The organism is Tunturiibacter empetritectus, assembly GCF_013410875.1.
Lineage (GTDB): Bacteria > Acidobacteriota > Terriglobia > Terriglobales > Acidobacteriaceae > Edaphobacter > Edaphobacter empetritectus.
Genome location: NZ_JACCCU010000001.1, coordinates 1,955,448 through 1,977,593 on the forward strand (window position 1 = coordinate 1,955,448; position 22,146 = coordinate 1,977,593).

The window sequence follows — 22,146 nt, forward strand, 5'->3', positions numbered from 1 at the left end:
AATTTTGAAACAGCGCTACGTTTTCTTGACAAACCATAACCATACGGTTATGGTTTTGCTGTGAAACCGGCCAATGCAAATCCCGTGTTCCGCGCACTTGCCGACCCGACTCGCAGGGCCATCTTTGAGGAGCTGACCCGGCAGGGGGAACAGACCGTCCACGCATTGACTCACTATGCGGGGGTCTCCCAGCCTGCCGTCTCCAAGCATCTGACGGTGCTGAAGCGGGCAAAGCTGGTACGGCATCGCCGTGCGGGACGCGAGACTCACTATCGGGCGCAGCCTGATGCGCTGGCGCCGATGGTGGACTGGCTCAATCACTACGGCGCCTTCTGGCGCGACCGGTTTGACAAGCTTGAAGCACTTTTGGAAAGGATGGATTAATGACACCAGCCGTTGACACCTCCGCTCGCTCCATCGTCGTCGAACGCCAAATGCCGCATCCACAGGAAAAAGTCTGGCGTGCGATCACCGAAGGCCCGCTCATCGAGCAATGGCTGATGAAGAACGATTTTCAGCCGATCGTCGGGCACAAGTTCAACTTCCGCGCCAAACCCATGGCCGGCTGGAACGGCGTATCTGACTGCGAGGTTCTCCTCGTCGAGCCTCCGCAGCGTCTCTCCTGGAGCCAGAACGCCTCTGGCGAGCAGGCAGCCGACGGCCTGCGTTCGGTTGTTACCTGGACCCTGACGCCCACTGATGCTGGCACCCACGTTCGGATGGAGCAGTCCGGCTTCCGTGCGCAGGACGAGGGCGGCTATCAGGCGATGAGCTTCGGCTGGCCACGTGTTCTCGCTAACCTCGAGCGTGTGGCTGGAGATGTGAATGCGGAGGAGGTGGACCAATGACCTCCCCCAATACCCTTGTCATCGAGCGAGTCTTCCCGCACCCACCAGAGAAGCTGTGGCGCGCACTTACGGAGAGCCCGCTGCTCGCGCAGTGGATGATGAACAATGATTTCGCGCCGGTAGTCGGACGGAGGTTCCAGTTCCGTGCCGATCCTATGCCGAACTGGAATGGCATTGTCGACTGCGAGGTGCTGGTCGTCGACCCGTTGCAACGGCTTTCCTACAACTGGGGTGTTGGAGGAGGCGAAGCTGGACTTCAATGGGTGGTGCTCTTTACGTTGACTCCAGAGGCGGGGGGCACCCACCTTCGCATGGAGCAGTCCGGCTTCGGTCCCGATCAACAGGCGGCGTATCAAGGTGCAAACTACGGCTGGCAGAGGTTCTTTGGTGGCCTCGAGCGTGTTCTCGGGAGGTGCAATGACTGCGAAGACTAAGAACGTTACGTATTGGACGACCACCGCACTTATAGCGTTTTTTATCGGAAGCGGCGGCGCCGGGCAGCTGGTACAGTTTCAGCGCAACCCCCACGGCGTCGTGCCCGCGCTTGGCTACCCAATGTACTTCTTCGCCATCCTGGGAGTTTGGAAGATGCTTGGAGCCATCGCCATTCTTGTGCCGGGTCTTCCGCGGCTCAAGGAATGGGCGTATGCCGGTATCTTCTTCGATCTGACGGGCGCTGCCGCATCGTGCGCTGCAGTCGGCGGCTATGGTGCTTATGGCTTTCACGTCCTCGCCCCACTCATCCTCACCGTAGTTACAGCGGTGTCGTGGGCACTGCGACCGCAAAGCCGTATTATCGGTGTGCTCTTTCCTTCGACAGACAGCAGGCCGGTATAGTCACGTGAATAGCGAACAGTTCTGGATAGAAGGGGTGCAGGGAGTCTGCGCGGTTGGCGAAGGTTGCAGGTTGCGCTGAGTACGGCTAAATTAGGTTGCGAGATTTGGAGATGTCCATGAAGAAGTCCGTTCCGGTGGAGTCTGCTTCTGCGTTGATCGACGCGAAGATCAACGAACTTGGCGACTGGCGTGGGAAGATGCTCGCGAAGGTGCGCGAGATCATCCGTAAGGCAGACCCTGAGATCGTCGAAGAGTGGAAGTGGATGGGAACTCCCGTTTTTTCCCGCGGCGGCATTGTGTGCACGGGAGAGACATACAAGAGCGTCGTCAAGATGACCTTTGCCAAGGGAGCTGCATTGAAGGATCCTTCAGGTCTGTTCAATTCAAGCCTTGAAGGGAATGTCAGGCGTGCCATCGATATCCAGGAAGGCGACAAGATCAATGAAGCGGCTTTGAAGGATCTCATCAGGGCTGCGGTGGCGCTCAATCTCGAGGGCAAGGGCAAAGCCAAGAGCCAGCCTAAGCTCCGGCCGGCGCTCAGCGAACGAGGCGGCTAGCTTCTCGCAGCTGCTGGAGATATCTCCGCTACTACTTGTCGATCGCGGGCTCATCGAAGGCAGCGCTTCCTTTATGCTTGAGAGGCGATGGCGCAGACAGTTTTGACGATTGCTGGATTTGATCCCTCATCGGGTGCGGGTGTGACCGCCGACCTGATGGTGTTTGCGGCGCATGGGTTGTTTGGGACCTCGTGCATAACAAGCCTGACGGTGCAGTCGACGCTGGGGGTGCGGGATAGTCTGCCGGTACCCGCGGAGTTGGTGCGGGCTACGCTCGGTTGTCTGGAGAGCGATCTGCCGGCGGAGGGGATCAAGATTGGGATGCTGGGTACAGCAGCGAATGTGGTTGCGGTGGCGGAGTTTCTTGAGGGCCTGCGCGGGCGGGGGTGGCGGGTTCCGGTGGTGCTGGATCCGGTGATCCGGTCGAGCTCGGGCAGGGAACTGCTGGATGCGGAGGGAGTAGGGACGCTGCGGGGGAGGCTGCTGCCGCTGGTGGATTGGGTGACGCCGAACCTGGAAGAGCTGGGGGTTCTGGCGGGGCGGATTGTGATGCAGCGGGGGGATATGCCAGCGGCGGCCCGGGATCTGCAAGCGATGGGAGCTGGGTTAAATGTGGTGGCGACGGGTGGGCACCTGATGCCGCCGGACGATCTACTGGTGCGTGCGACTGGAGAGATGGAGTGGCTGCCGGGGGAGCAGATTGTAAGCCGGTCGACGCATGGGACGGGGTGTGCGTTTTCAAGTGCGCTGCTGAGCAGAGTGGTGATGGGAGATGCTCCACTGGCTGCGGCGAGGATGGCGAAGCGGTATGTGGCGGAGGCGATTCGGACGGCCGAGCCGAGGGGTGCGGGGCTGGGGCCGGTGAATCCGCTGTGGCCTCTGCGGGATGAGTAGTTATATGGCACAAGGTGTGTGCTGAATCGGGAATTGGAGTGGCGGGGCGGTTTTGGGTGGCGAGGCAGGTTCTGAGACGAACAAACTACATCGTTTGGGTCATTGCCGGGCTTTGGCTGGACTATTTGAATAGCGCTGAGGGTCTGCGTTGAGTTGCCTTAGTCGGAATATTCCGGATAATGCCTTGGAGAGGTTGGCCGATAGGGATTAGGACGGAGGATTCAGGTCCATGTCCACAGTAGCTTTTCCCGGGGTCTTTCGACCCGAACTCGTAAACCGGAGCGCCTCGAGCGTTCCAACTCTTTCGCCGGGGAACCCCGCGCCGAAGAACGCAGACCTGACGATTCACAGGATCAGCCAGACACACCATGGCCGCACGCTGCTGACGCTGGGCCATGCGGCCGAGTATCTGGCAAACTCGCGGCGTTATTCGATTCAGGCCTTCGACAATAAATCTGACGATGAGGCGATTCACATCCTGATGGGTCTGAGCCGGAGTGTGTTTGAGGACTTTGCTCAGCCGAAGACGCTGACTCGCAGGTTGTGGAACTGGTTTGTTGAGCGGACGGTGCGGTTGCTGGATTAGATGGCGATGCTGCTAGGCTGAATAGGTATGGCACTTACGGTGATCTTGAACGGCCAGTCCCGCAGCTTTGACGCGCTTGAAGAAGCTGCCAGCCTTGAACAACTTGTCGTGGAGCTGGGATTGAAGAGCGACCGCGTGGCGATAGAACACAATGGGGAGATTGCTGCTCGCTCGAACTGGGCACAGACGGCGCTGCGCGCAGGGGACCGGCTGGAGGTGGTTCACTTTGTCGGGGGTGGGGTTTGATGGGCCGGTTTGTGCGGTATATCTTTCGCTGTCAGACGTTTTAGAAGAGACTCCCAGCGGTCGCCGTAGTCGTCCCAGCCTCCTAGTAGCTGGACGCGGCGGAGGGCGGCTTCGCTCATCTGCGATTGGAGGCCGGGGTCGTCGGCGAGTTGCTGCATGCGCTGGGTGAGGGCGGCTGCGTCGCGAACTGGGACTACGAAGCCTTCTACGCCGTTGGTGAAGAGGTCTTCGCCGCCGGTGTTGGTGGAGCAAAGAACAGGGCAGCCGCAGGCGAGGGCTTGACCCTGGACCAGCGCCAAACCCTCTTCGATGCTGGGGAGAACCATGACGTGGCTGGTGCTCATGACGGTGGCGAGCTGCTCCTGCGGGAGTGGACCGAGGAACTCGACTTGCTGCTGAGGAAGGCGATCGAGGACGGTCTTCATGTCGGGGTGGATGGACCCGGCGAGGCGCAGGCGCTTTGCGGGATGCCGGAGTTTGGCGAAAGCTTCGAGGAGGTAGGGAACTCCCTTGCGTAGGGTGACGGAGCCGGCGAAGAGGACCTCGAAGCGGTCGTTGGAATCGGGAGGCTCGCCGGTGCGGGTGAAGTTTTCGAGGCGAACGCCGTAGGGGATGACGTGAATCTTTTCAGCTGGCAGGCCCATTTCGATGAAGGAACGGGCGGCGAAGCTTGAGGGGACGGTGATGGCGTCCGAGATAGCGTAGATCTTTTCTTCGCGGAGGATGTCGCGAATGTCGGTGACGGGACGGGTCACATTCCAGCGCTGGTACTCGTCGGAGACGATGGTCTCCTGATAGCGCTGATGGGAGGAGCCCCGGTCGCAGATGAGGCGGCCACCGCGGGACTGGATCTCGCTGCCGGTTTTGAGGCTTGAGCCGGAGATGGCGATGACAGCGTCCGGGGTTGTGTTTGGGGTTGCGGCGGCGCGGGTGCGCCGGAGGGTCCACTCATCGAAGGAGAGTGAGTTTGCATAACTTATTTGATCCATTAGATATGGATGGTGAATGCCAAAGCGTTGCATGAGAATTTCGGGGGTGTGGACCCAAGGGAAGGTCTCGACCAGTTCGCGGGGAAGGCCTTCGCGCTTGAGGCGCGTCCAGGGCCAGGTCGAGTAGATGCGCTGGAGATGGCCTCGGCGGTTAAGCTGGCGGGCTAGTTCAAAGTGATGGAAGACACCGAAGACCGTCTGAACAATTCGCATAGCGCCAGTGGGCGATTGACCTCGGTTCATCGTAACAAAGGTGGTCAGGGGGCGGACTGGACGGCGGGGCGATGATATTTGGCGGTGAGGAAGCGGGTGACGGGTCGCTCGACGAAGAGATAGCAGAGTGGGCCGATGAGAGCGACCGACAGAAAGGCGAGGACTACGTTTATGTCGGGCCCCAGGCGCGCGAGATGGGGATAGAGTCGATCGTATCCGTAGAAGACGAGGAGCGTGACGAGGTAGATGGAGTAGGAGGCGTCGCCGAGGAAGACACCGAAACGTCCGGTGGTGGAGGTGATCTGCGTAGAGCGGAAGACGAGGCCTGCAGTGATCATGGCAGCGGGGATGCCCCAGAGGAAGACGCGATGCCAGCTGAGGTCTCCGTTGAGGACATATTTTGCGTTGCCGAGGTCATAGTAGCCGCAGAAGAGCGTGGAGAGAAGCCATAGCGATCCGACGGCGAGCAGCATGGTGCCGACGGCGTGGCGCTTGCCAAAACGCGCGTAGGCCAAGCCGATGAGACAGCCGAAGGTGAACTCGATGTTGAGGGGATTGGCCAGCAAAATGAGCACAGGCTGATGGAAGCCGAGCAGGCCACCCACAACGACGAAGGCGAGGATAGTGAGGATAGTTCGTTCGACTACATGGACGACGCCGAAGAAGAGATTGAGGGTGAGGAGGTAGTAGAAGAACATCTCGAAGATGAGCGTCCAACCGATGAAGATGAGCGGCGTCGGCATGGGAAAGCGTAGCGAGGGAAGCAGAAGGTAGGAGTTGAGAAGCCAGGCAAGGGTGAGATGGTGTTGCTTCCACTGCACCAGGACAAAGAAGAAGGAGAGGATCCAGTAGATGGGGAAGATGCGGAGGAAGCGGCGAAGGAGAAAGTCGATTGCGCCATGGGGCAGGTTGGGATGAGTGGGGCGAACGCTCATGGCGACGGTGGAGAGGATGAATCCGCTGATCGCGAAGAATATGTCGACTCCGCAGGCGCCAAAGTTGGTGAGGTTGAAGAAGTGACTTTGGCGGGAGACTGCGTGGCCTGAGACGACAAAGAGGGAATGGACGTAGACGACGAGCAGGGCCGCGATCGCTCGGAGGATCTGGATCGAGTCGTGTCGTTTCATCGAGAGAGGGAGGCCGGCTTCAAGGTAAGTGGGGTCGCCGCTGGAGTGTCTCTTCGAAGGTAGATGCGGTAGCCGCGTTCGTGCTGCGCATCGCCGCCACGTTGTATGGAGAGGATGTAGTTCTGGTTCAGGAGATCAGTGAACTGTGGCCAGAACTGCAGCTTGTCGTAGCCACGGGCACCGAAGGTCGGCCATTGTTCATTGGTCAGGATGATGATCCGCGGATTGGATTTCTTTAACTGTGCGAGGAAGTCGTCTCGCAGGTGTTCTACCCGCGCATCGTTGCGGTCGAGGAAGAAGACGGTGTCGTTGACGTAGCCAGTGGCCATGGTGAGGTTCATGTGGAGCAGGACGTTGAGACAGCCGCTGGTCACGTCAAGACACTGTACCTCGCCGGGCGCATCCGAAGCGTGCAGGGCCGTCAGGTCACTCTGAAGTGCGCCTTCGTTCCACCTGTCCCACGTGGCTGGACGTGAGAGACGGGGGTAGATTGCGGAGGAAAACAGGAGCAGGGCGAGAGCCAGCCATCGATAGCTTGCTGTGCTTTGTCTGGCCGTGGCTACGAGGACCCAGGCGGCCCAGAGAAAGAAGAAGTAATAGAAGGGCAGCCGGTGATAGGTGAAGCCTTTGTGTTGCAGGAAGAAGGATGCGGCGCCCAGCACTGTGGCGAGGAGTAAGGTCTGCTGGTCGAGGTCGTCTCTGAGGGCCGGTTGCAGCGCGACGAGGAGCAGCGAGCCGATTGCCAGCTCCGGCAAGACATGGATTGGTTCGAAGATGGCTGGAAGTATCTCCAGAAAGCTCCTTGAGGCTGTGGTCGCATAGACCGGAACCATGGTCCATTCGAGATTGAGAAAGGCGCCGACAGCTTTTTCGTAGAGGAGATAGGCAAATATGACTGCGAAACCGGCGGCGAAACCGGCGAGGAGATATCCAAGATAAGAGCGGAGGGGGAGTTGCCGCTTGCGAAGTGCCAGGATCAACGGCAGAACGAGGAGAATGAAGACAATGGCGGTAGGCTTGATCGTCGAAGCCAGCGCGACTGAGAGTCCGAAGAAGAGAATGAGGAGCGGGCGTTGGCGATGGAAGGATTCAAGCAGCAATGCGACACCGGCCCCGAGCAGGCAGGTCATGTAGAAATCTCGCTGCCCGAGGTTGATGATGCCGGCCCAGGTACCGGTGTGCTCGAGCACGAAGAACGAGATGCCGAAGACGGAGGCGAACCAGAGTCCTCGCCGGCGCGTGATGACTAGCATGGAGGTAAAAGCTACGGCGAGGCCGAAGAGATCGAAGAGGCGGAATGCGAGGTCGCTGGGGCCGAGAAGGTGTCTTTCGAGGCTGTAAAGAAGAAGCGATCCGGGAAACTGTACTTCGACGATGTCGCGGTAGAGACGCATTCCATGTTCGCTCAGGTAGACCATGTAGAGCAGGATGGGGCTGTCGTGCACCAGCGGCCAGTGCATGGAGTGAACGATTGTGATACCTACGGAGACCGCTAGCCAGACGGTAAGAAGGGCGAACAGGATGCGCAAGGTCGACGGTTTGAGCGCAGGGGAAGAGATGCCGATATTGTGTTGCGTCAGGGCCGAGCCTCCGGATTGTGTTTCAGAGAGAAGTATAGAGTCTGGCTCTAGGATTGGCCTAGGTCGCCAGGTCGTCTGTTGCTGCTCAATTGAAATGACAGGGGGATTCGCCCTTTAGAAATGTCACTCTATACCTCGCCGTAGCCGTGCGGCCTGAAGCAATGAGCGCATTGGCGATCATGCACTCACCGAGATCGCTGATATCAGATGGCCGAGAAGCCGCCGTCGGCATTCAACTCCACCCCATTCAGGAAGCTCGAATCGTCTGAGCAAGAAACAGCGCGACCGTCGCAAATTTCTCAGGACGGCACGCTGTTAAAGGTTCAGAAAGCGTTGTCCCTGTTCAACGTGTTCGTAGACCTTACGAATCGGTTCGCGTGGGATCGGTGCGATGTGTCAGGGCTTAGGGCTCGCGTCGATCTCGGCAGCCCGAGCCAGTGCTTGCGTGTCGACATACTCCCGGATGTTCTTCAATTTGCCATCTCGAACGGTAATGTCGAAGACCCAATGATCCTCAAAGATCTTATTGGTTGGTTTGACTCTCCCCGTGGCGAAGCCGACGACCAGAACCCGGTCTCCCTGCGCTACGAACTCGGGGGGCTCTGGGTACGAAGTCTCCACCGTTTCGTTAGCCTTCTGAAGTAACTTCTCCAATCCTGCATGCCCGCGGTACGTGCCGGCCAGCGGCCAGTCCTCGCCTGGAACGGTCCACTCAATATCTTCCGCAGACAACGCCAGCAGGCCATGCTTATCGCGGCTGCCAAGTGCCGCAAGAAAATTCTTTACAGTCTGGACATTCTTTTCAATGCTCATCGAAATCTCCTTTTCCCGTACAGGAATGCGTATTCGAGCGAATCAGGCATTTTGCAGTGGTACTTCTTGGGCAGCATCACACGCTCGTAGATCGATTACTGCTTCTTTTTGAACAAATCCTGGAAGATGAGTGGACCCCAAATGCGGTCGCGCGCATGCACCAGCGCGCCACCCTCGTTGAGCTTTCCCAGCTTGACGGGTGCGAACCCGAGTTGTTTGGCCAAATCCGCTACGGGAGCGATCGCGTCTTCGTCGTCGCTCGATAGAAAGACGACACGATGTCCGCCCTCGACAATCGGATCAGTGGCCAGGGTGGCCGCACCCAGATGATTGAAGCCTTTCACGAGCTTGGCGCCGGGAAAAGACTTCGCAACGAAGGCGGAGGACAGCAGGCCTTCCAGATCCTCAGATGGAACTAACGCGTTCGTCGTGTCGATGATTGTCTTGCCCTTCCAGCTTGGCAGGGCCTTCGCAACCTCGCGATGTTGCTCGAACAGAACCGCCAGGATGATTGTGTCGGCCTCGAGCGCCTCTTGCAGTGATTTGGCGGTGACTGTTGGTCCAATCGCCCGAGCCTGCGGTGCTAACTCCTCAGGCGGCCGTCGACTCGCGACTGTCACGTTGATGTTGTTGCGGGCGAAGGCGTGGGCGAGGGCCTGGCCTATCTTTCCGAATCCTACGATTGCATAGCTCATCATGTTTCCCCGATCCTTTTTCTGATCCGTGTTGCTGTTGATTTCCAACCTTCGACGGCGAGGGACATCCAGTTTCGTTCTGTGGCGACCTTCCGTAAACGTCCCGCAGTAAATCAAATTTGCGGGCGGCCGGAAGGTCAGCCCCTAGCCGAGGTCTGCAGACGTTAGATCGCCGTCATGCCGCCGTCGACGAATAACTCCACCCCGTTCACGAAGCTCGAGTCGTTTGAAGCAAGAAAGAGCGCGACCGTCGCGACCTCCTCAGATTGACCCATCGTTCCCCGCGGGATCAGGGATTCAAAATACTGCCTCGCCTCCTTGGTGAGAACTGCTTCCTGCATTGGTGTGGCAATAGCACCGGGAACCAGCAGGTTGACCCGAATCTTTCTGTCCTTCAGTTCGTTGAGCCAAGTGCGTGCGAAGGAGCGCAGCGCCAACTTGCTTGCCGCGTACACGCTGAAACCAGGGAAGCCTTTCGCGGCAGCATTGGACCCAGTCATGAAGATAGATCCACCATCGTTGAACAGTGGCAACGCTTTCTGCACCGTAAAGAGGGTGCCACGCACGTTCAGGTCGAATGTCTTGTCGAAGTGCTGCTCGGTGATCTCCCCCAGCGGGACGGGCTCGCCTATACCGGCACTCGCAAACAGGACGTCGATCTTGCCCTTTTCTCGCTTGACTGTGTCGAACAGTCGGTCGAGGTCGTCGAGATTGGCCGCGTCACCCTGGACGCCGGTTACATTCCGGCCTATTACCTTAATCGCCTCGTCGATCTGCTCCTGTTTTCGGCCCGTGATGAAAACGTAGGCACCCTCTTCCACGAACAGTTTGGCACTCGCCAGCGCCATGCCGCTTGACCCACCTGTGATGACTGCAACCTTACCTTCAAGCTTTCCCATAATGACTCCCTTGATCGTTGTGTAACTGATAGTTGTGTAGCTGATAGTTGTGTAGCGCACTCACCAACAGCCCCCGATTCAGATCGCCGAGAAGCCGCCATCGACAGCGAAGTCCACCCCATTCACGTAGCTTGCTTCGTCGGAAGCAAGAAACAACGCGGCCGCTGCGATCTCCTCAGGGCGACCCATCTTTCCTCGTGGGATCAGGGACTCGAACATCTGCCTCGTTTGCTCGTCGAGTCGCTGCGAGTCCGCAGTGTCCACCTGCCCCGGACTTAGCACGTTCACCCGGATCTTCCTGCCCTTCAGTTCGTTGAGCCATGTGCGTGCGAAGGAACGCAATGCCGCCTTGCTCGCCGCATACACGCCGAAACCAGGGAAGCCTTTCACAGAAGCAACGGACCCGGTCATGATGATCGATGCGCCATCGTTCAACAGCGGCAACGCCTTCTGAACGGTAAACAGCGTTCCGCGCACAATCAAGTCGAAGCCCGCATCGAAGTGCTGCTCGGTAATCTCGCCCAGTTTGGCGGCTTCGCCCTTGCCGGCGCTCGCGAACACGATGTCGATCTTGCCCTTTTCCCGCTTCACTATGTCGAACAGACGGTCGAGGTCGTCGAGATTGGCCGCGTCGCCGCGCACGCCGGTCACGTTCCGGCCAATCAGCTTGACAGCTTCGTCCAGCGCCTCTTGCCTCCGGCCCGTGATGAAAACGTACGCACCCTCTTCAACGAAGCGCTTGGCGCTTGCTAGCGCCAGGCCGCTCGATCCACCCGTGATGACTGCAACCTTACCTTCAAGCTTTCCCATAATGACTCCCTTTTGATAGATGTGTAGCATTCGGTACAGTAGAGTAGAGTTCTTTGGCAGTGGACGAGAACTGCTCAGTAGTCCTAATATTTTGTCTATTCGTCCAAAGAAGGGAGGCTAAGTTGGACCCGATAACAGACATCTTCAGAACGTTGCACGTAACCGCTTTCGGCCTGCACAGGCTCGAAGCCACAGCTCCGTGGGGCGTGAAACAGGAAAATCAGACCGAAGAAAAAATCACGCCTTCCGGCAATAAGATGCCGCCCACAGATTTGGCGCACTTCGCCATGGTCTCGCGCGGCAACTGCTGGCTGAGTGTGGAAGGGATTGCGGAGCCGATTCCGCTCACCGGTGGTGATTGCTTTTTGCTGGCTAAGGGGACTTCGATTGTTTTGCGCGACAGCCCGCGAACACATCCGAGGTGGAGTTTCCGCGAGATTGGGGCCACGGCCAACGGCAATGTCGCTCTTTATGGAGGTGGTGGCGCACCGACGACAATCGTCTGTGGGTCCCTGAGTTTCGATCGCGCCAGCCTGAAGCCGGTCACTCAGTTATTGCCGCGCTTCATTCTGATGAAGGCCGATCAGGCACGCACGCTGGCGCTTCACAGCACGGTGCAGGCGCTGGCGTCAGAGATGGCAGAACAGGCGCCGGGATCTGAAGTCGTCGCGACTCGACTGGCCGAGGTTCTGTTTATTCAAGTGCTCCGTGCGCATATCGCGTCGGGACCGGAACGTAACAAAGGATGGCTTCGTGCGGTTTTTGATCCTCAGATGGGCACTGCCCTGAGTGCCATTCACGACAGTGTCAAGACACCCTGGACAGTCGAATCCCTGGCCGCAGCGGCGACCATGTCTCGCTCCGCATTCGCAGTCCGTTTTAAAGAACTACTCGGACAAACACCACTGGAATATGTAACCGAGTGGCGGATGCAGAAGGCGATGCAGCTGATACAAGAGCGTGACAAAAAGCTCATAGACGTTGCTCGGTCGGTCGGTTACGAGTCCGACGCTGCGTTCAGTAAAGCGTTCAAACGAGTTGTCGGGGCCAGCCCTGGAGAATACCTCAAACGTGGTTTTGGAGACCAGGGTAATGCCTTCTGAAAACGCGGTAGGGAAGCGGGAGACCCAAGGTCAATGGCTTCCAACGTATCGCTACTCACGATGGCACAAAAGATATGGTCAGCTTTTACACGGGGATGGATTTAGGCCAGTGCAGATCTTCAGGACGTGCAGAAGGTTAGCAAACGCTCATTGAACTAGCTCATGAAAGCTGGCAAAAATGCGCTAATGGCTAGAACCATGACACTTCTGTCGACCATCTCCTTCTCACTATACATAATATGTGTTATCAGACGTTGTGTTTTAGTTCTGTTGCCTCTCAATAACTCCACTTGCGTCGCTATCGACAAAGAACGAGAGTTATCTCTCGCGATTCTTCAAATGAGGCGCGCAGGACTCTACAAATGGGTTGACCAGGAAGGTGCCTGCGATTCCAGAGATAAGGACGGTTCCATCGGAGTTGAAGTGGGCGGAGCGGAACTCCTCTTCTGGAAGATCGTTGAGCCTCGTCCAGGTTTCGCCGCTGTCCTGGCTGGTGTAGACGCCGGTGAGTGAGGTGATGACCTCGCGGGTTGGCTTTGAGGGGTCGACCTCAATGCTGTAGGCCCGGACATTGGAACCGGTCTCGTCGGTGGTTCTGTGCAGCAAAAATCTGGCGTTTGTGACTCGCCGGACGGTGCCTGGACCTGAGGGGTTGTAGACTCCCCAGCACGCAGCCAGGTGGAGACCGCCGACGACACTCATCCCATGGATCGCCGAGTCAGGGCCGACGCCTTCGATGCGGCTCCACTTCATCGAGTGGAGGTTGAGCAGGTAGACCTGATCCCCTGTTCCGAGATAGAGGAAGCCTGGGTTGAGTTTTTTGGGATCATCGAACTGAAGGGAGAGCAGGTCCATATCGGTTGGGAGATGCGGGATGGGACCATCTTCGATCCATGAGCCGTCACTCTCTTTGTGGTAGCGGAGGAGCTGGGGCTCGAGGTCAAAGTAGCCATAGCCGATGAGGAGATGTTGTCCGTCGGGTGTGATCTCTACGACGCTGGCTCTCAGGGGGTCGCCCGGCTTCTTCGTGATGGGAGTGCGGGGCGGCGTGTCGGGAACGCGAGGACCTGCAATGGGTTTGACCAGCGTCTGGTTGGGGTTTGGTTGAGGAGATACTTGAAATGCTCCGCGCTGCGTGGTGATTATAAAGTAGGTTGCATCGGGAGAGATGATAAAACCGTTGCGTAGACCCTCACCGATTCGAGCATCGAAGTATTTGGAGTCGACTCGAGCGATCTGCGTCCATGTCGCGCCTCCGTCGGTTGACTTCGAGATGTACATAGCTCGGTCCTGGGACGGAAGCTTGTTGCTGAGATCCGCAGTGAGGCCCCAGATCAAATCAGGATCGGCGTCAGGGCTGGGGTCGGCAGCTATGGCCTCGATAAAGTCGCTGGCAAATTGATGACTTCCCGGCAGGCCAGTCACTCGATGAACGAAGCAGGTGTTCCTGTCGTTCGCTGCGTTGCTTTCGGTGCTGACGGCTTGATTCGGAGTGGAAGTCAGAGCCTGCCCCTGCCCTGCTACAGGGAGGGTCATCCAGAGGAGGAGGCTTGTACTGAGGAACGTTCGATATGGGAATAGGCGTGGCATGGCCAGAACAGTTTCGATGCGCTTGAATCAACACCTCAAATCTACTGCAAGGCGCAGGATCTCATGAGTTGTGGGTAGCGTCAGGCAAAGTTCACCCGGGGTACTCGGTTCTCACTAATATGGGTGTGAGACGTCTTATTTCTGGCGAGGTGCTGCTTCGTGTCCATAAACCGAATCGTCTGTCGCCTCCGACGCAGCGATTCGCTGCTTTGCTTTGTGGCTCTGGTCTGTGCCTTGCTGGGGAATGGAGTTCGATCGCCTGCCCAGGTTGGCGGCAGCGCGGGGGGAGGCCCATCGATTGCAAACCCGGGTATGCCAGACCTGGTCTCGGGACGAGTGATCAATGCCGCCACCGGTCAGCCCGTTCGTAGAGCGCTGGTTCGGCTCAACACCCGCGCAGTGCTGACCGATAGCGAAGGCAGATTCCGGTTCGAACAGAATAAAGAGAGTAGCGCCAACCTTCTGGTGACCAAGCCTGGGTTTTATGCGAGTGCAGAGTATGGCGATGCGGGCAATCTGTATCTGCAGTCCGCACAACTTGCGGCGCCGTTGGAGCTTCGCATCTACCCTGAGGCGCTGCTTACCGGTGTGGTTCTGGCTCCGGATAGAACACCTCTTCCGGAGATCTCGGTGACCGCGATGAGAAGGGTGTATGACGAGATGGGGCGACGTTGGGTGCCGGTTGATCAACGTCAGACAGACGTGCATGGGGGCTTTCGAATTCCTGTGCCTGCCGGAGAGTACCGAGTACAGACGGGCTACTTGCCGCGGAGCTCCGCAATTGGCGAAGCTGTACTTCCTGTTGCATTTCCGAGCGGTAGCGCAAGTAATACTTCACAACTAGTTCGGATTCATAGCGGCGAAGAGCAGACGTTCGAGCTGCGTCCGGCGGTTAGTGCGATCCACACCGTTGAGATTTCGCAGGTTCGCCCTGATCGCGGCTTCCAGCGCATCTCTGCCCGCGCCGCCAATGGAGGTACGGTGCAGGTTAGCTCGATGCCGGCAAGCGGAGATGAGACCAAGATACAGCTCCCCCAGGGAACGTATGCGCTGACGGTGCGGACGATGGGAGATACCGATGCTCCTGAGCTGGCTGAGACAACGGTTACGGTTCCGGATCACGATATCTCTGGAGTGGCTCTACGATTTTCGCCAGTGCCGTCGATTCCGGTGGAGCTGTTGATCGACGAATCTTCCTCCTCCGCCGCGAGTACCACTGTACTGGCGCAACTGGGCCTCAGTCTGCAGAGTGAGCAGGCTGATTCTGATGGCGGATCGGCCAGTGTCAGGTTGTCACCTCGGAGCAATCAGACCTTCTTCTTCTCGGCTGCGCCTGGAAGTTATCGGCTGGTGGGACGTAATAGCGGCGCGTGGTATATCAAGTCTGCCAGCTATGGCGACTCCGACCTGTTGGAGCAGGAGCTGCTTGTAGCGCCTGGAGCGTCTGGAACTCCGATACGGGTTGTGGTGAGCAATCAGACGGCTGCGTTGCAGGGGACGGTACGCCTCAACGGCGATCCTGTGGCGAGTTGGGTATATCTGATCCCGAACAGGCGGAGCGCTCAGTTGGATTACAGTACCCGCAGCAGTTCGACCGGCAGTTATAGCTTCGATCATCTTCCGCCAGGGAGTTATCAGGCTATCGCCTTTGAGCGACGGCACTCGGCCGACTACGGTAATTCCGAGAGCCTGACACCGTTTGGTGGTCATGTGCAGTCGGTTACGGTCAACGTCGGCGATAAGCCTACGCTGAACCTTGATGCTGTGCCGGCAACGGAGGTGATTCCATGAGATGGAGCCTTGTGGAAGCTTCGTTGCTGCTCTTTGCCGGAGCTCTGTGCGGAGGGATAGCGCACGCACAAATTCGAGCACAGACGAAGCCGGAGGCGAAGCATACTGCTGTCGGGGCACACTATGAGATCAACGGGGTCGTTGTCAGCAGCATCGATGGGAGCCCGATTCCTCATTGCAGGTTGACCCCGACTCTTGTGGCTCAGGGGGTCTTCGGGAGCCGTCGCTTCCCTTCCTCGACTGACGGCTCTGAAGCCGATGAGCATGGCCGCTTTTCGATTCCGCTGCCTTCAGCTGGTGCATGGAATCTGCGGGCGAGTGCGCGGGGCTATGTGACCCAGTCCTATGAGGAGCACGGCGCCTTCTCGTCTGCGGTTGTCCTGACCGCTGATTCGCCGGAGATTGATCTGCGTTTCAAAATTAGTCCCGAGGCCAGCATCAAAGGCCTTGTTCTGGATGAAGCCGGGGAGCCGGTGAGAGACGCGCAGATCTCTCTTTTCATCGTGCCGCCGTCAAGTCCAGGAGGTCCGCCAGCTAACACAGGTTCGCGAACGAGCGCCAGGACCGATGATCGCGGCATGTATGAGTTGGCGAATCTGTCTCCGGGTGGATATCGCCTGTCGGTGCGGGCGCGTCCCTGGTATGCGGAGGTGTCGCAGCAAAGTGGAATAGCAGTTGCTGGGTCGCCGGTCGATCCTTCTCTCGACGTTGCATATCCGCCAACCTGGTTTCCTGGAGGCAGTGATGTCGCAACTGCTGAGACGATTGTCCTGCATGCGGGCGATACACGTCAGGCAGACTTTCATCTTGTTCCGATCGCTTCGATTCATCTGAAGATCGCTCCGCCATTAGGAGGTGTGGGAGGGGCTAACGTCCGCCAGGGACAAGCAATTCCCATTGTGGAAGAGATTATGCCCGGTGCAAATGCTCCGCGCCTGGTTTCAGTTGCGACCCATCGCGACCCACAGGGAGAGTTTGATGTTGGCGGGCTGACGCCGGGGCTCTATCAGGTGAGGATACCGGGCCAGGATGGGCGCTCCACTGTGGTCGACGTAGCGGCGAACTCGGTTCGACCGCTGGATCTCGATGCGCCCAGGAACGATATTGCCAGAGTTACAGTCCACATCGACGGGTTTGCCGGTGATACGGAAGAGGCCGGTGACAGACGCGGTAGAGGGCTTCGCGTCAACCTGATCGACACCGATACGCAGCGTGGGACGTTTTCTTCGGCGGGAGAGGAGGGCGGGTTTGCAGGGCGTCGCGGGTCGAGAGCGCCTTCTGCGGAGTCTAAGGAATCCAAAGACCGGATCATCGAGGTCCCGCCAGGACGTTACGAAGTTGTTCTGCAGGGCGGCTCCAACATCTTTCTGACTGGATTGACCGCTAAGGGGGCTGAAGCCTCGGGGCGATATGTGACGGTGCCCGCGGGTGAGACGACCCTTACCGTGCATGTTGCGAATGGCCGGGCCAATGTTAGTGGAATCGCTGCGCTCGAGGGAAAACCCGCGGTGGGCGCAATGGCCCTGCTGGTTCCAATCACGATTGAAGAGCCTGACTCCATTGATTTTTTGCGGCAGGACCAGACCAATACAGATGGAAGCTTTGATATCGAGAACGTCATCCCGGGGCAATACATTCTGGTCGTTATCGACAAAGGATGGCAGATCAACTGGGGAGATCGATCGACGTTGCGCCGCTATCTCACGCAAGGGGTGCCGATGGAGCTGAAGCCCTCTGCAAGCGTGAAGCAGAATGTAGTTGCGCAGGCTCCATAGGATTAGGAGGTGCGCGAAGGCATCGGCGGCCTTCGAATTGTGGTAGATTCAAAAAGGCCCGCAATACTGCGGAGAGATGGCCGAGTGGCTGAAGGCGCACGCTTGGAAAGCGTGTATACCGCAAGGTATCCAGGGTTCGAATCCCTGTCTCTCCGCCATATTTTTAAACTCCCCTTTTCAAATTCAATAAACTATAGCCGTAAGCCGGGCAAATCAGCATCAAAAGTGCTTCCTCAGGCACTTCCGATGTGCCCTGTTGTGGATCTTTAGCGCGTACCGGTGGCCAATGATAGGCCAATAAACTCTAAGTAAGGAAGGTAGCGGCCAGGAGCAAAATTACGCCGAGGTACGTCACCGGGTAGATCCATTTCCCGTTGGAATGTACCTTCTCTGCCGTAGACCTCATTCCACGTTTTTGCATGAGATAGACCGCAGTAATTTCAAAGATACAAAGAAAGCAGAGGGCGAAGCTGGCGAGGAAGACAGCGTCCAGAAACGTCACGTAGCCCACTCGCGGAAGGTCGCGCGTAATCGTGAACTCGAAGGCCACCATGGAGAGCAGCATGGTCATTGGAACTTTCAGGAGCCAATCGAACTGCTCAACGTCGATCCAAAAGACGACCACTGGAACCAGAGTCATCATCGCCAGCGGAACAAAGATCTTCCAGAGATAAAAACCCGATCGCCGTTTGACAGCAAGTTGGAAGACCGCTTCCTGGGTAGGAGGAAGGAAGCGATCGCGGGCCACCTTCTCCGCAGTGTAGCGAAGATCGTTTATCTCCCAGGCAGCAAGCTGAGTGTGTTGCTCAGGACTGACGCCGGTGGATTGCAGAGGCTGAGGGGCGAATCGAATCTCGGAGGCGGTTGAGAGAAACGGTTGAACTTCAAACTGAAGGACCTGAGTATCGAAGGGGAATCTCTTCAAGTCATAGTCGTTGGAAAGAACGGTGTCGAAGCGCTCGATGTACGTGACAAAGCCGTCTCTATCGGCAATTAAAGAATACTGGGTCGTCTTATGGGAGATGGAGTTTGCCGCCTCAATCGCGGGAGTCCAAAGGTCTTCCAGACGAAAGGTACGAGTCAGAGTTTGCGCTGTTGCCTTGTCTGCGATCTGGCCCGGGGGCAAGACAAGACGCGGATCCTGCCATCTGCCAGTAAGGTAGCCACCGACCTCAAAACTTTCACGAGATTCGTCTATCGCTACAAAGTTTGTGATGTAAAGCCCCAGCGAAACTTCAATTGGCGTCTTGCCGCCGGTGGGATGTTTGCGAAGATCCACACTGGGCTTTGGCGCCGTTTTCACTGCAGAAGATGCGGGAATAGAGATGGGGGCCATTATCAAAAACATGGCTAGCTTTGCACGGAAGAGGCCGCATTGCTTCATAGGAGTTGTCCAGGGTGTGCGCCCTAATGTATCAGAAATCTTATTCGCGAGGGCGACTCCTATCTCCTTGGGTCACAAGTCTCAGCCAAATGCCACTATATTAGAGGCCACCCCTAGCCTCCTTCTTTCCATACTTCAATGGTCGATACGTCTCGACTTTTTCCGGTGGAGTGCGACTAGCCTTGTAGTTCCGCGCTACGCTTATCCCTGCCATCGGATAGAGGTCTCCATCCTGCATCGACGCTTCGCCACGCCGAGCCAACACTTCCTGAAAATCGATGTTTGCCTGAGGCGTCTGTCCCAATGCGGTATGTGCCATGCCGCGCAGATAGGCCGCGAACAACGTCTGGTTCTCGTTTCCAGAAGCACCCAGATTCGGAATAGCCTTTCCGGGTTCATTGATTCCAATTGACGCTGCAGCCTTCAACTCCGGCGCGTAATCCTGAACCACTGCTGTATTTCGCGGAAAGTCCTGTTGCAGAATGAGAGCGGTCTTTATCGCGTACGGTTGATCTCCACAAAGAGCCGCTGCCATTCCCGCGTTGAAGCTTGCAACTGGCCCCTTCGGCAAGCCCTTCCCTTCCTCAACCATCTCAAGCGCGACAGGGCAACTCTCCGCAAGAGCGTGATCAAGCGCACCTTGTGCCAACAAAGACGCCTGAGTGCCAGAAAGCTTAGCCTCGTCGCCGGCTTTCGCAGCCGCACTCCGCCACAGGTCGAGAGCCGCGCTCTTCTTCCCCGTGTTATCCAGATAAAGACCGTAGTTATTCAAATCCGCGTAAGTCACCTGCGCGCGATTGCCCATCGTTGGTCCGGTGAGCGCAGCCTGCAGTTCTTTGTTCTGCTCGGCCACAAGATCTTCTCTTCCGTCCAGGTATGCCGCGGTCAGAACGTTCGTGCCACTCGCAACGCCAACATGACCAGCCTGTGATTCCAATTCAAGAACGCTCCCGTACCGATCCATCCCGATCAAGTCACGTTCTGCCTCGATATAAGCCTCTGCATCGAACGGATTCGTCTCATACCCCTGCTGCGCAGCCTGCAAAGCCTCCGGGAACAGCCGTTGCACTCGCAGTGCCAGCGCCAGATCCTTTCGCCCGTCGACGCTGAGCGGATACCGCAGCACATACTCACGGATCGTCCTGGTAGCCTGAACCAGATTCCCGCTCCCATTCACCTCGAAGCAAAACTTCGCCAGCAACTTCACCGCTTCGCTCGAGTGAACGGCAGCATCGCGTGCGAAACCGGCAGCGTTGGCCGATGCCACTTCAGCTCTCTCTTCGCGATAAAGCCACGCAAGACGCATCTGCGCCTGAACAAACTTCGGGTCGAAACGAACAGCCTCCTGGTATGCCTTCAACGCATCGGTGACTCGGCCACTCTGCTCCGCCGTCGCGCCCGCGAAGTAAGCGTGCAGCGCGTCCAGGCTTGCCGATGCCTCATCGGCAAATGGAATATTTCTTCGCAGGTCGGATTTACTGTCTGCGCTGATCTCTCTCCGCACAGCCAGCGCCAGGCGTCCGATCGCCGCCGGAATTTCTTCCCTGCTTGCGGCAGTCTCATCGAGGCTTGCCACCTTGTCATTCGAGTCTGTCCGCAACACGTCGACACTAATCGTGTAGGGCGCCTCCGCTCCATTGATCTCGCCATACAAATAGGCTCGCGTGCCAATCTTCTGCGCGACGCTCCACACCGGCACTGCTATAGTCGCGCCTGTGTTTCCGGGCTCTATCTGGACCAGGCCCGCGTGATACGCCTCACTACCCAGGACATTCAAAGTCCTCGACTGATGAAGCGCAATCTCAAGCCCCTGCATCACCGTGCCATCCAGCGTCTTGTCCCCGGTCTTATTTTGGATAAGAGTCAGTAACAAACGATCATTTGGCTTTAGCACCATCGGTCGAAAGAGGCTCATCCCCATCGTGAGAGAGGCTGCCGCCGCGACGCCGAGAATCATCGTCACCGCGACTACCATCCGCACCCGGGCCTTCTTCCCCTGCTCGGCCACCAACTCCGACAGTAAGTCCTCTTCAGAGGCGACCCACTCCCCTGCTTCGTGCTTGGCATCGTCGTCGCGGTCCTCGTCAACAGCAGCCAATCCACTTCGGAATCTTATCGAACCCGGTTCGTAAGATCGCGTCTTCGCTGCCGCCGGCGCGCCATAACCAACATGTGGTAGGACAGAGTCTTGAGACGAATCGCCTTGCTCGGCCACGCCGTATTCGGAGAGCGGTTGCCACTGCGTATCTGTACTCTCAAAGGCGATTGCGCTCGCCTGCGCGGATCGCGAGCCCTCCACATCGCTGCCACGATCCTGCCTCGGTCTGAGCGCGGGGCGTATCCGTTTATTGCCATGACTCACCCCTTTCGTCTCCGCTACCGAGAGCCGCCGTCCCGCCGTATCGCCCTTGTCTGGCTCAGACCTGCGCTTCGGCCCCTTATGCAAAGCCACCGGATCATAAGCGCGAACGAGCGGAACCGCTGCCAAAGATCCCTTATGGAGCCATCCGCCTCGACCCAGTTTCCCACCAACCCTGACCAGCGCCTCCTGCAACTCCTGCGTCGTCTGGAATCGCTCACCTCGGCTCTTCGCCATCAGCTTCAAAATAATTCGCTCCAGGTCACGTGGAATCGATTCATTCCAGTTACGCACCGAGTCAGGCGTATGACTAAGAAGCTGTACAAACATTAGCGCGCTCGTCGTTCCTTCAAACGGCACCCGTCGCGTCGCCATCTCATACATCACGACACCCAGCGAGAACATGTCCGACCGCGTATCCAGCGACTCGCCCCGTGCCTGCTCCGGCGACATATACGCCACCGTTCCGACCGTCGCTCCCGACAGTGACATATCCAGCGTCCGCGACTCCCACCCGCCGCGTACTTCGATCCCAATCTTCGCCAGGCCAAAGTCCAGCACCTTCGCCTGGCTCTTTCCATTTGGCAACTTCACCAGAAAGATATTTGCCGGCTTGATATCGCGATGCACAATCCCTTTGGTGTGTGCTGCCGCCAGCGCGTCCGATATCTCCAGTGCATAGCGAACAATCTCCTCTGGCGAAAGCGCACCGTGTTCGATTCGAGACTTTACCGTCTCGCCCTCCAGCAACTCCATCACTAGATATGGAGTACCGTTCTGTTCGCCGATGTCGAACACCGTACAGATATTTTGGTGATTCAATGCAGACGCCGCCCGAGCCTCTTGCAGAAAGCGCTCCCGCATACCGGGCATCTTGTAGCTCTCGTGCAGAAGCTTTACCGCAACCTCGCGATGCAGCCTTTCATCCCAGGCGCGAAAGACCAGGCCCATGCCTCCGCCGCCCAGTGTGCCCAGGATCTCGTACGGGCCGAATCTCTGGCCAGCCTCTGGAATCATGCCTCGGTTCCTTCTATTCTCCCCAGCCCCGGT

At 57.7% G+C, this 22,146-nt stretch carries 21 protein-coding genes, 1 tRNA gene and 1 pseudogene; 12 read left to right on the top strand and 11 right to left on the bottom strand.

Annotated elements, in window-relative coordinates:
- The first annotated feature begins 84 nt into the window (after window positions 1-84).
- The 8 genes from HDF08_RS08300 to thiS all read left to right on the top strand — a co-directional run bounded on the left by HDF08_RS08300 (window position 85) and on the right by thiS (window position 3,968).
- The gene (locus tag HDF08_RS08300; RefSeq protein WP_373563143.1) at window positions 85-384 is read left to right on the top strand and encodes an ArsR/SmtB family transcription factor; all 300 of its coding nucleotides are present in this window, start codon (window positions 85-87) and stop codon (window positions 382-384) included.
- Window positions 384-848, top strand: coding sequence for an SRPBCC family protein (locus HDF08_RS08305; protein WP_179638008.1), 465 nt, complete (start codon window positions 384-386; stop codon window positions 846-848). Before HDF08_RS08300 ends, HDF08_RS08305 begins: the two co-directional genes overlap by 1 nt.
- A complete protein-coding gene (locus tag HDF08_RS08310) occupies window positions 845-1,282 on the top strand; it encodes an SRPBCC family protein (protein WP_179638009.1) in 438 nt (145 codons plus the stop codon). Before HDF08_RS08305 ends, HDF08_RS08310 begins: the two co-directional genes overlap by 4 nt.
- Complete coding sequence (locus HDF08_RS08315; RefSeq protein WP_179638010.1) at window positions 1,266-1,685, top strand: DoxX family protein; 420 nt, start codon at window positions 1,266-1,268, stop codon at window positions 1,683-1,685. Before HDF08_RS08310 ends, HDF08_RS08315 begins: the two co-directional genes overlap by 17 nt.
- A 116-nt stretch (window positions 1,686-1,801) precedes the next feature.
- On the top strand, window positions 1,802-2,242 hold the full coding sequence (locus HDF08_RS08320; protein ID WP_179638011.1) for a DUF1801 domain-containing protein: 441 nt from the start codon (window positions 1,802-1,804) through the stop codon (window positions 2,240-2,242).
- Between the two features lie 87 nt (window positions 2,243-2,329).
- Window positions 2,330-3,136, top strand: a complete 807-nt coding sequence (thiD, locus tag HDF08_RS08325) for a bifunctional hydroxymethylpyrimidine kinase/phosphomethylpyrimidine kinase (RefSeq protein WP_179638012.1) — start codon at window positions 2,330-2,332, stop codon at window positions 3,134-3,136.
- A 229-nt stretch (window positions 3,137-3,365) separates the two neighbouring features.
- Entirely contained in the window at window positions 3,366-3,722 is a 357-nt protein-coding gene (locus HDF08_RS08330; RefSeq protein WP_179638013.1) for a hypothetical protein, read from the top strand.
- Between the two features lie 27 nt (window positions 3,723-3,749).
- Window positions 3,750-3,968 (top strand): sulfur carrier protein ThiS, encoded by a 219-nt coding sequence (gene thiS, locus HDF08_RS08335; protein WP_179638014.1) that lies wholly within the window; start codon window positions 3,750-3,752, stop codon window positions 3,966-3,968.
- Here thiS and HDF08_RS08340 read toward each other — a convergent pair.
- The 8 genes and pseudogenes from HDF08_RS08340 to HDF08_RS08375 all read right to left on the bottom strand — a co-directional run bounded on the left by HDF08_RS08340 (window position 3,944) and on the right by HDF08_RS08375 (window position 11,094).
- Window positions 3,944-5,170: a glycosyltransferase family 4 protein gene (locus HDF08_RS08340; RefSeq protein ID WP_179638015.1), complete on the bottom strand. Its 1,227-nt coding sequence runs from the start codon at window positions 5,168-5,170 to the stop codon at window positions 3,944-3,946. The genes thiS and HDF08_RS08340 overlap by 25 nt on opposite strands.
- 44 nt (window positions 5,171-5,214) lie before the next feature.
- Window positions 5,215-6,297, bottom strand: a complete 1,083-nt coding sequence (locus HDF08_RS08345; RefSeq protein WP_179638016.1) for an acyltransferase family protein — start codon at window positions 6,295-6,297, stop codon at window positions 5,215-5,217.
- Window positions 6,294-7,826: a P-loop NTPase family protein gene (locus tag HDF08_RS08350; RefSeq protein ID WP_179638017.1), complete on the bottom strand. Its 1,533-nt coding sequence runs from the start codon at window positions 7,824-7,826 to the stop codon at window positions 6,294-6,296. Before HDF08_RS08350 ends, HDF08_RS08345 begins: the two co-directional genes overlap by 4 nt.
- A gap of 254 nt (window positions 7,827-8,080) precedes the next feature.
- Window positions 8,081-8,184, bottom strand: a pseudogene (locus HDF08_RS08355) (dehydrogenase); the annotation flags it as partial.
- Window positions 8,185-8,273: 89 nt separating this feature from the next.
- Window positions 8,274-8,690, bottom strand: a complete 417-nt coding sequence (locus HDF08_RS08360) for a nuclear transport factor 2 family protein (RefSeq protein WP_179638018.1) — start codon at window positions 8,688-8,690, stop codon at window positions 8,274-8,276.
- Between the two features lie 95 nt (window positions 8,691-8,785).
- Complete coding sequence (locus HDF08_RS08365; RefSeq protein ID WP_257030923.1) at window positions 8,786-9,388, bottom strand: NADPH-dependent F420 reductase; 603 nt, start codon at window positions 9,386-9,388, stop codon at window positions 8,786-8,788.
- A gap of 161 nt (window positions 9,389-9,549) precedes the next feature.
- The gene (locus tag HDF08_RS08370) at window positions 9,550-10,284 is read right to left on the bottom strand and encodes an SDR family NAD(P)-dependent oxidoreductase (protein ID WP_179638019.1); all 735 of its coding nucleotides are present in this window, start codon (window positions 10,282-10,284) and stop codon (window positions 9,550-9,552) included.
- 78 nt (window positions 10,285-10,362) lie between these two features.
- Window positions 10,363-11,094, bottom strand: coding sequence for an SDR family NAD(P)-dependent oxidoreductase (locus HDF08_RS08375; RefSeq protein ID WP_179638020.1), 732 nt, complete (start codon window positions 11,092-11,094; stop codon window positions 10,363-10,365).
- A 122-nt stretch (window positions 11,095-11,216) separates the two neighbouring features.
- Here HDF08_RS08375 and HDF08_RS08380 point away from each other — a divergent pair, with 122 nt between their 5' ends.
- Window positions 11,217-12,197 carry an AraC family transcriptional regulator gene (locus HDF08_RS08380; RefSeq protein WP_179638021.1) on the top strand — a complete coding sequence of 327 codons (981 nt, stop codon included), beginning with the start codon at window positions 11,217-11,219 and terminating at the stop codon, window positions 12,195-12,197.
- 318 nt (window positions 12,198-12,515) lie between these two features.
- Here HDF08_RS08380 and HDF08_RS08385 read toward each other — a convergent pair whose 3' ends face one another.
- Window positions 12,516-13,787 carry a WD40/YVTN/BNR-like repeat-containing protein gene (locus tag HDF08_RS08385; RefSeq protein WP_179638022.1) on the bottom strand — a complete coding sequence of 424 codons (1,272 nt, stop codon included), beginning with the start codon at window positions 13,785-13,787 and terminating at the stop codon, window positions 12,516-12,518.
- A gap of 159 nt (window positions 13,788-13,946) precedes the next feature.
- Between HDF08_RS08385 and HDF08_RS08390 the strand changes: the two genes are divergently transcribed.
- The 3 genes from HDF08_RS08390 to HDF08_RS08400 all read left to right on the top strand — a co-directional run bounded on the left by HDF08_RS08390 (window position 13,947) and on the right by HDF08_RS08400 (window position 17,511).
- A complete protein-coding gene (locus HDF08_RS08390) occupies window positions 13,947-15,578 on the top strand; it encodes a carboxypeptidase-like regulatory domain-containing protein (protein ID WP_179638023.1) in 1,632 nt (543 codons plus the stop codon).
- Window positions 15,575-17,353, top strand: a complete 1,779-nt coding sequence (locus HDF08_RS08395) for a carboxypeptidase-like regulatory domain-containing protein (RefSeq protein WP_179638024.1) — start codon at window positions 15,575-15,577, stop codon at window positions 17,351-17,353. The genes HDF08_RS08390 and HDF08_RS08395 overlap by 4 nt, the downstream gene beginning before the upstream one ends.
- Before the next feature lie 70 nt (window positions 17,354-17,423).
- Window positions 17,424-17,511 (top strand) — tRNA-Ser (locus tag HDF08_RS08400).
- 146 nt (window positions 17,512-17,657) lie between these two features.
- Here HDF08_RS08400 and HDF08_RS08405 read toward each other — a convergent pair.
- Both HDF08_RS08405 and HDF08_RS08410 read right to left on the bottom strand, forming a co-directional pair.
- The gene (locus tag HDF08_RS08405; protein WP_179638025.1) at window positions 17,658-18,701 is read right to left on the bottom strand and encodes a ligand-gated ion channel; all 1,044 of its coding nucleotides are present in this window, start codon (window positions 18,699-18,701) and stop codon (window positions 17,658-17,660) included.
- 136 nt (window positions 18,702-18,837) lie between these two features.
- On the bottom strand, window positions 18,838-22,113 hold the full coding sequence (locus HDF08_RS08410) for a serine/threonine-protein kinase (protein WP_179638026.1): 3,276 nt from the start codon (window positions 22,111-22,113) through the stop codon (window positions 18,838-18,840).
- Window positions 22,114-22,146 lie beyond the last annotated feature (33 nt).

Coding starts and splice junctions, on each gene's coding strand:
- HDF08_RS08395 (WP_179638024.1), top strand. CDS start 15,575: ATGAGATGGAGCCTTGTGGAAGCTTCGTTGCTGCTCTTTGCCGGAGCT.
- HDF08_RS08305 (WP_179638008.1), top strand. CDS start 384: ATGACACCAGCCGTTGACACCTCCGCTCGCTCCATCGTCGTCGAACGC.
- HDF08_RS08365 (WP_257030923.1), bottom strand. CDS start 9,388: ATGATGAGCTATGCAATCGTAGGATTCGGAAAGATAGGCCAGGCCCTC.
- HDF08_RS08320 (WP_179638011.1), top strand. CDS start 1,802: ATGAAGAAGTCCGTTCCGGTGGAGTCTGCTTCTGCGTTGATCGACGCG.
- HDF08_RS08375 (WP_179638020.1), bottom strand. CDS start 11,094: ATGGGAAAGCTTGAAGGTAAGGTTGCAGTCATCACGGGTGGATCGAGC.
- HDF08_RS08340 (WP_179638015.1), bottom strand. CDS start 5,170: ATGCGAATTGTTCAGACGGTCTTCGGTGTCTTCCATCACTTTGAACTA.
- HDF08_RS08370 (WP_179638019.1), bottom strand. CDS start 10,284: ATGGGAAAGCTTGAAGGTAAGGTTGCAGTCATCACAGGTGGGTCAAGC.
- HDF08_RS08330 (WP_179638013.1), top strand. CDS start 3,366: ATGTCCACAGTAGCTTTTCCCGGGGTCTTTCGACCCGAACTCGTAAAC.
- HDF08_RS08345 (WP_179638016.1), bottom strand. CDS start 6,297: ATGAAACGACACGACTCGATCCAGATCCTCCGAGCGATCGCGGCCCTG.
- HDF08_RS08405 (WP_179638025.1), bottom strand. CDS start 18,701: ATGTTTTTGATAATGGCCCCCATCTCTATTCCCGCATCTTCTGCAGTG.
- HDF08_RS08385 (WP_179638022.1), bottom strand. CDS start 13,787: ATGCCACGCCTATTCCCATATCGAACGTTCCTCAGTACAAGCCTCCTC.
- HDF08_RS08410 (WP_179638026.1), bottom strand. CDS start 22,113: ATGATTCCAGAGGCTGGCCAGAGATTCGGCCCGTACGAGATCCTGGGC.
- HDF08_RS08360 (WP_179638018.1), bottom strand. CDS start 8,690: ATGAGCATTGAAAAGAATGTCCAGACTGTAAAGAATTTTCTTGCGGCA.
- HDF08_RS08310 (WP_179638009.1), top strand. CDS start 845: ATGACCTCCCCCAATACCCTTGTCATCGAGCGAGTCTTCCCGCACCCA.
- HDF08_RS08315 (WP_179638010.1), top strand. CDS start 1,266: ATGACTGCGAAGACTAAGAACGTTACGTATTGGACGACCACCGCACTT.
- thiD (WP_179638012.1), top strand. CDS start 2,330: ATGGCGCAGACAGTTTTGACGATTGCTGGATTTGATCCCTCATCGGGT.
- thiS (WP_179638014.1), top strand. CDS start 3,750: ATGGCACTTACGGTGATCTTGAACGGCCAGTCCCGCAGCTTTGACGCG.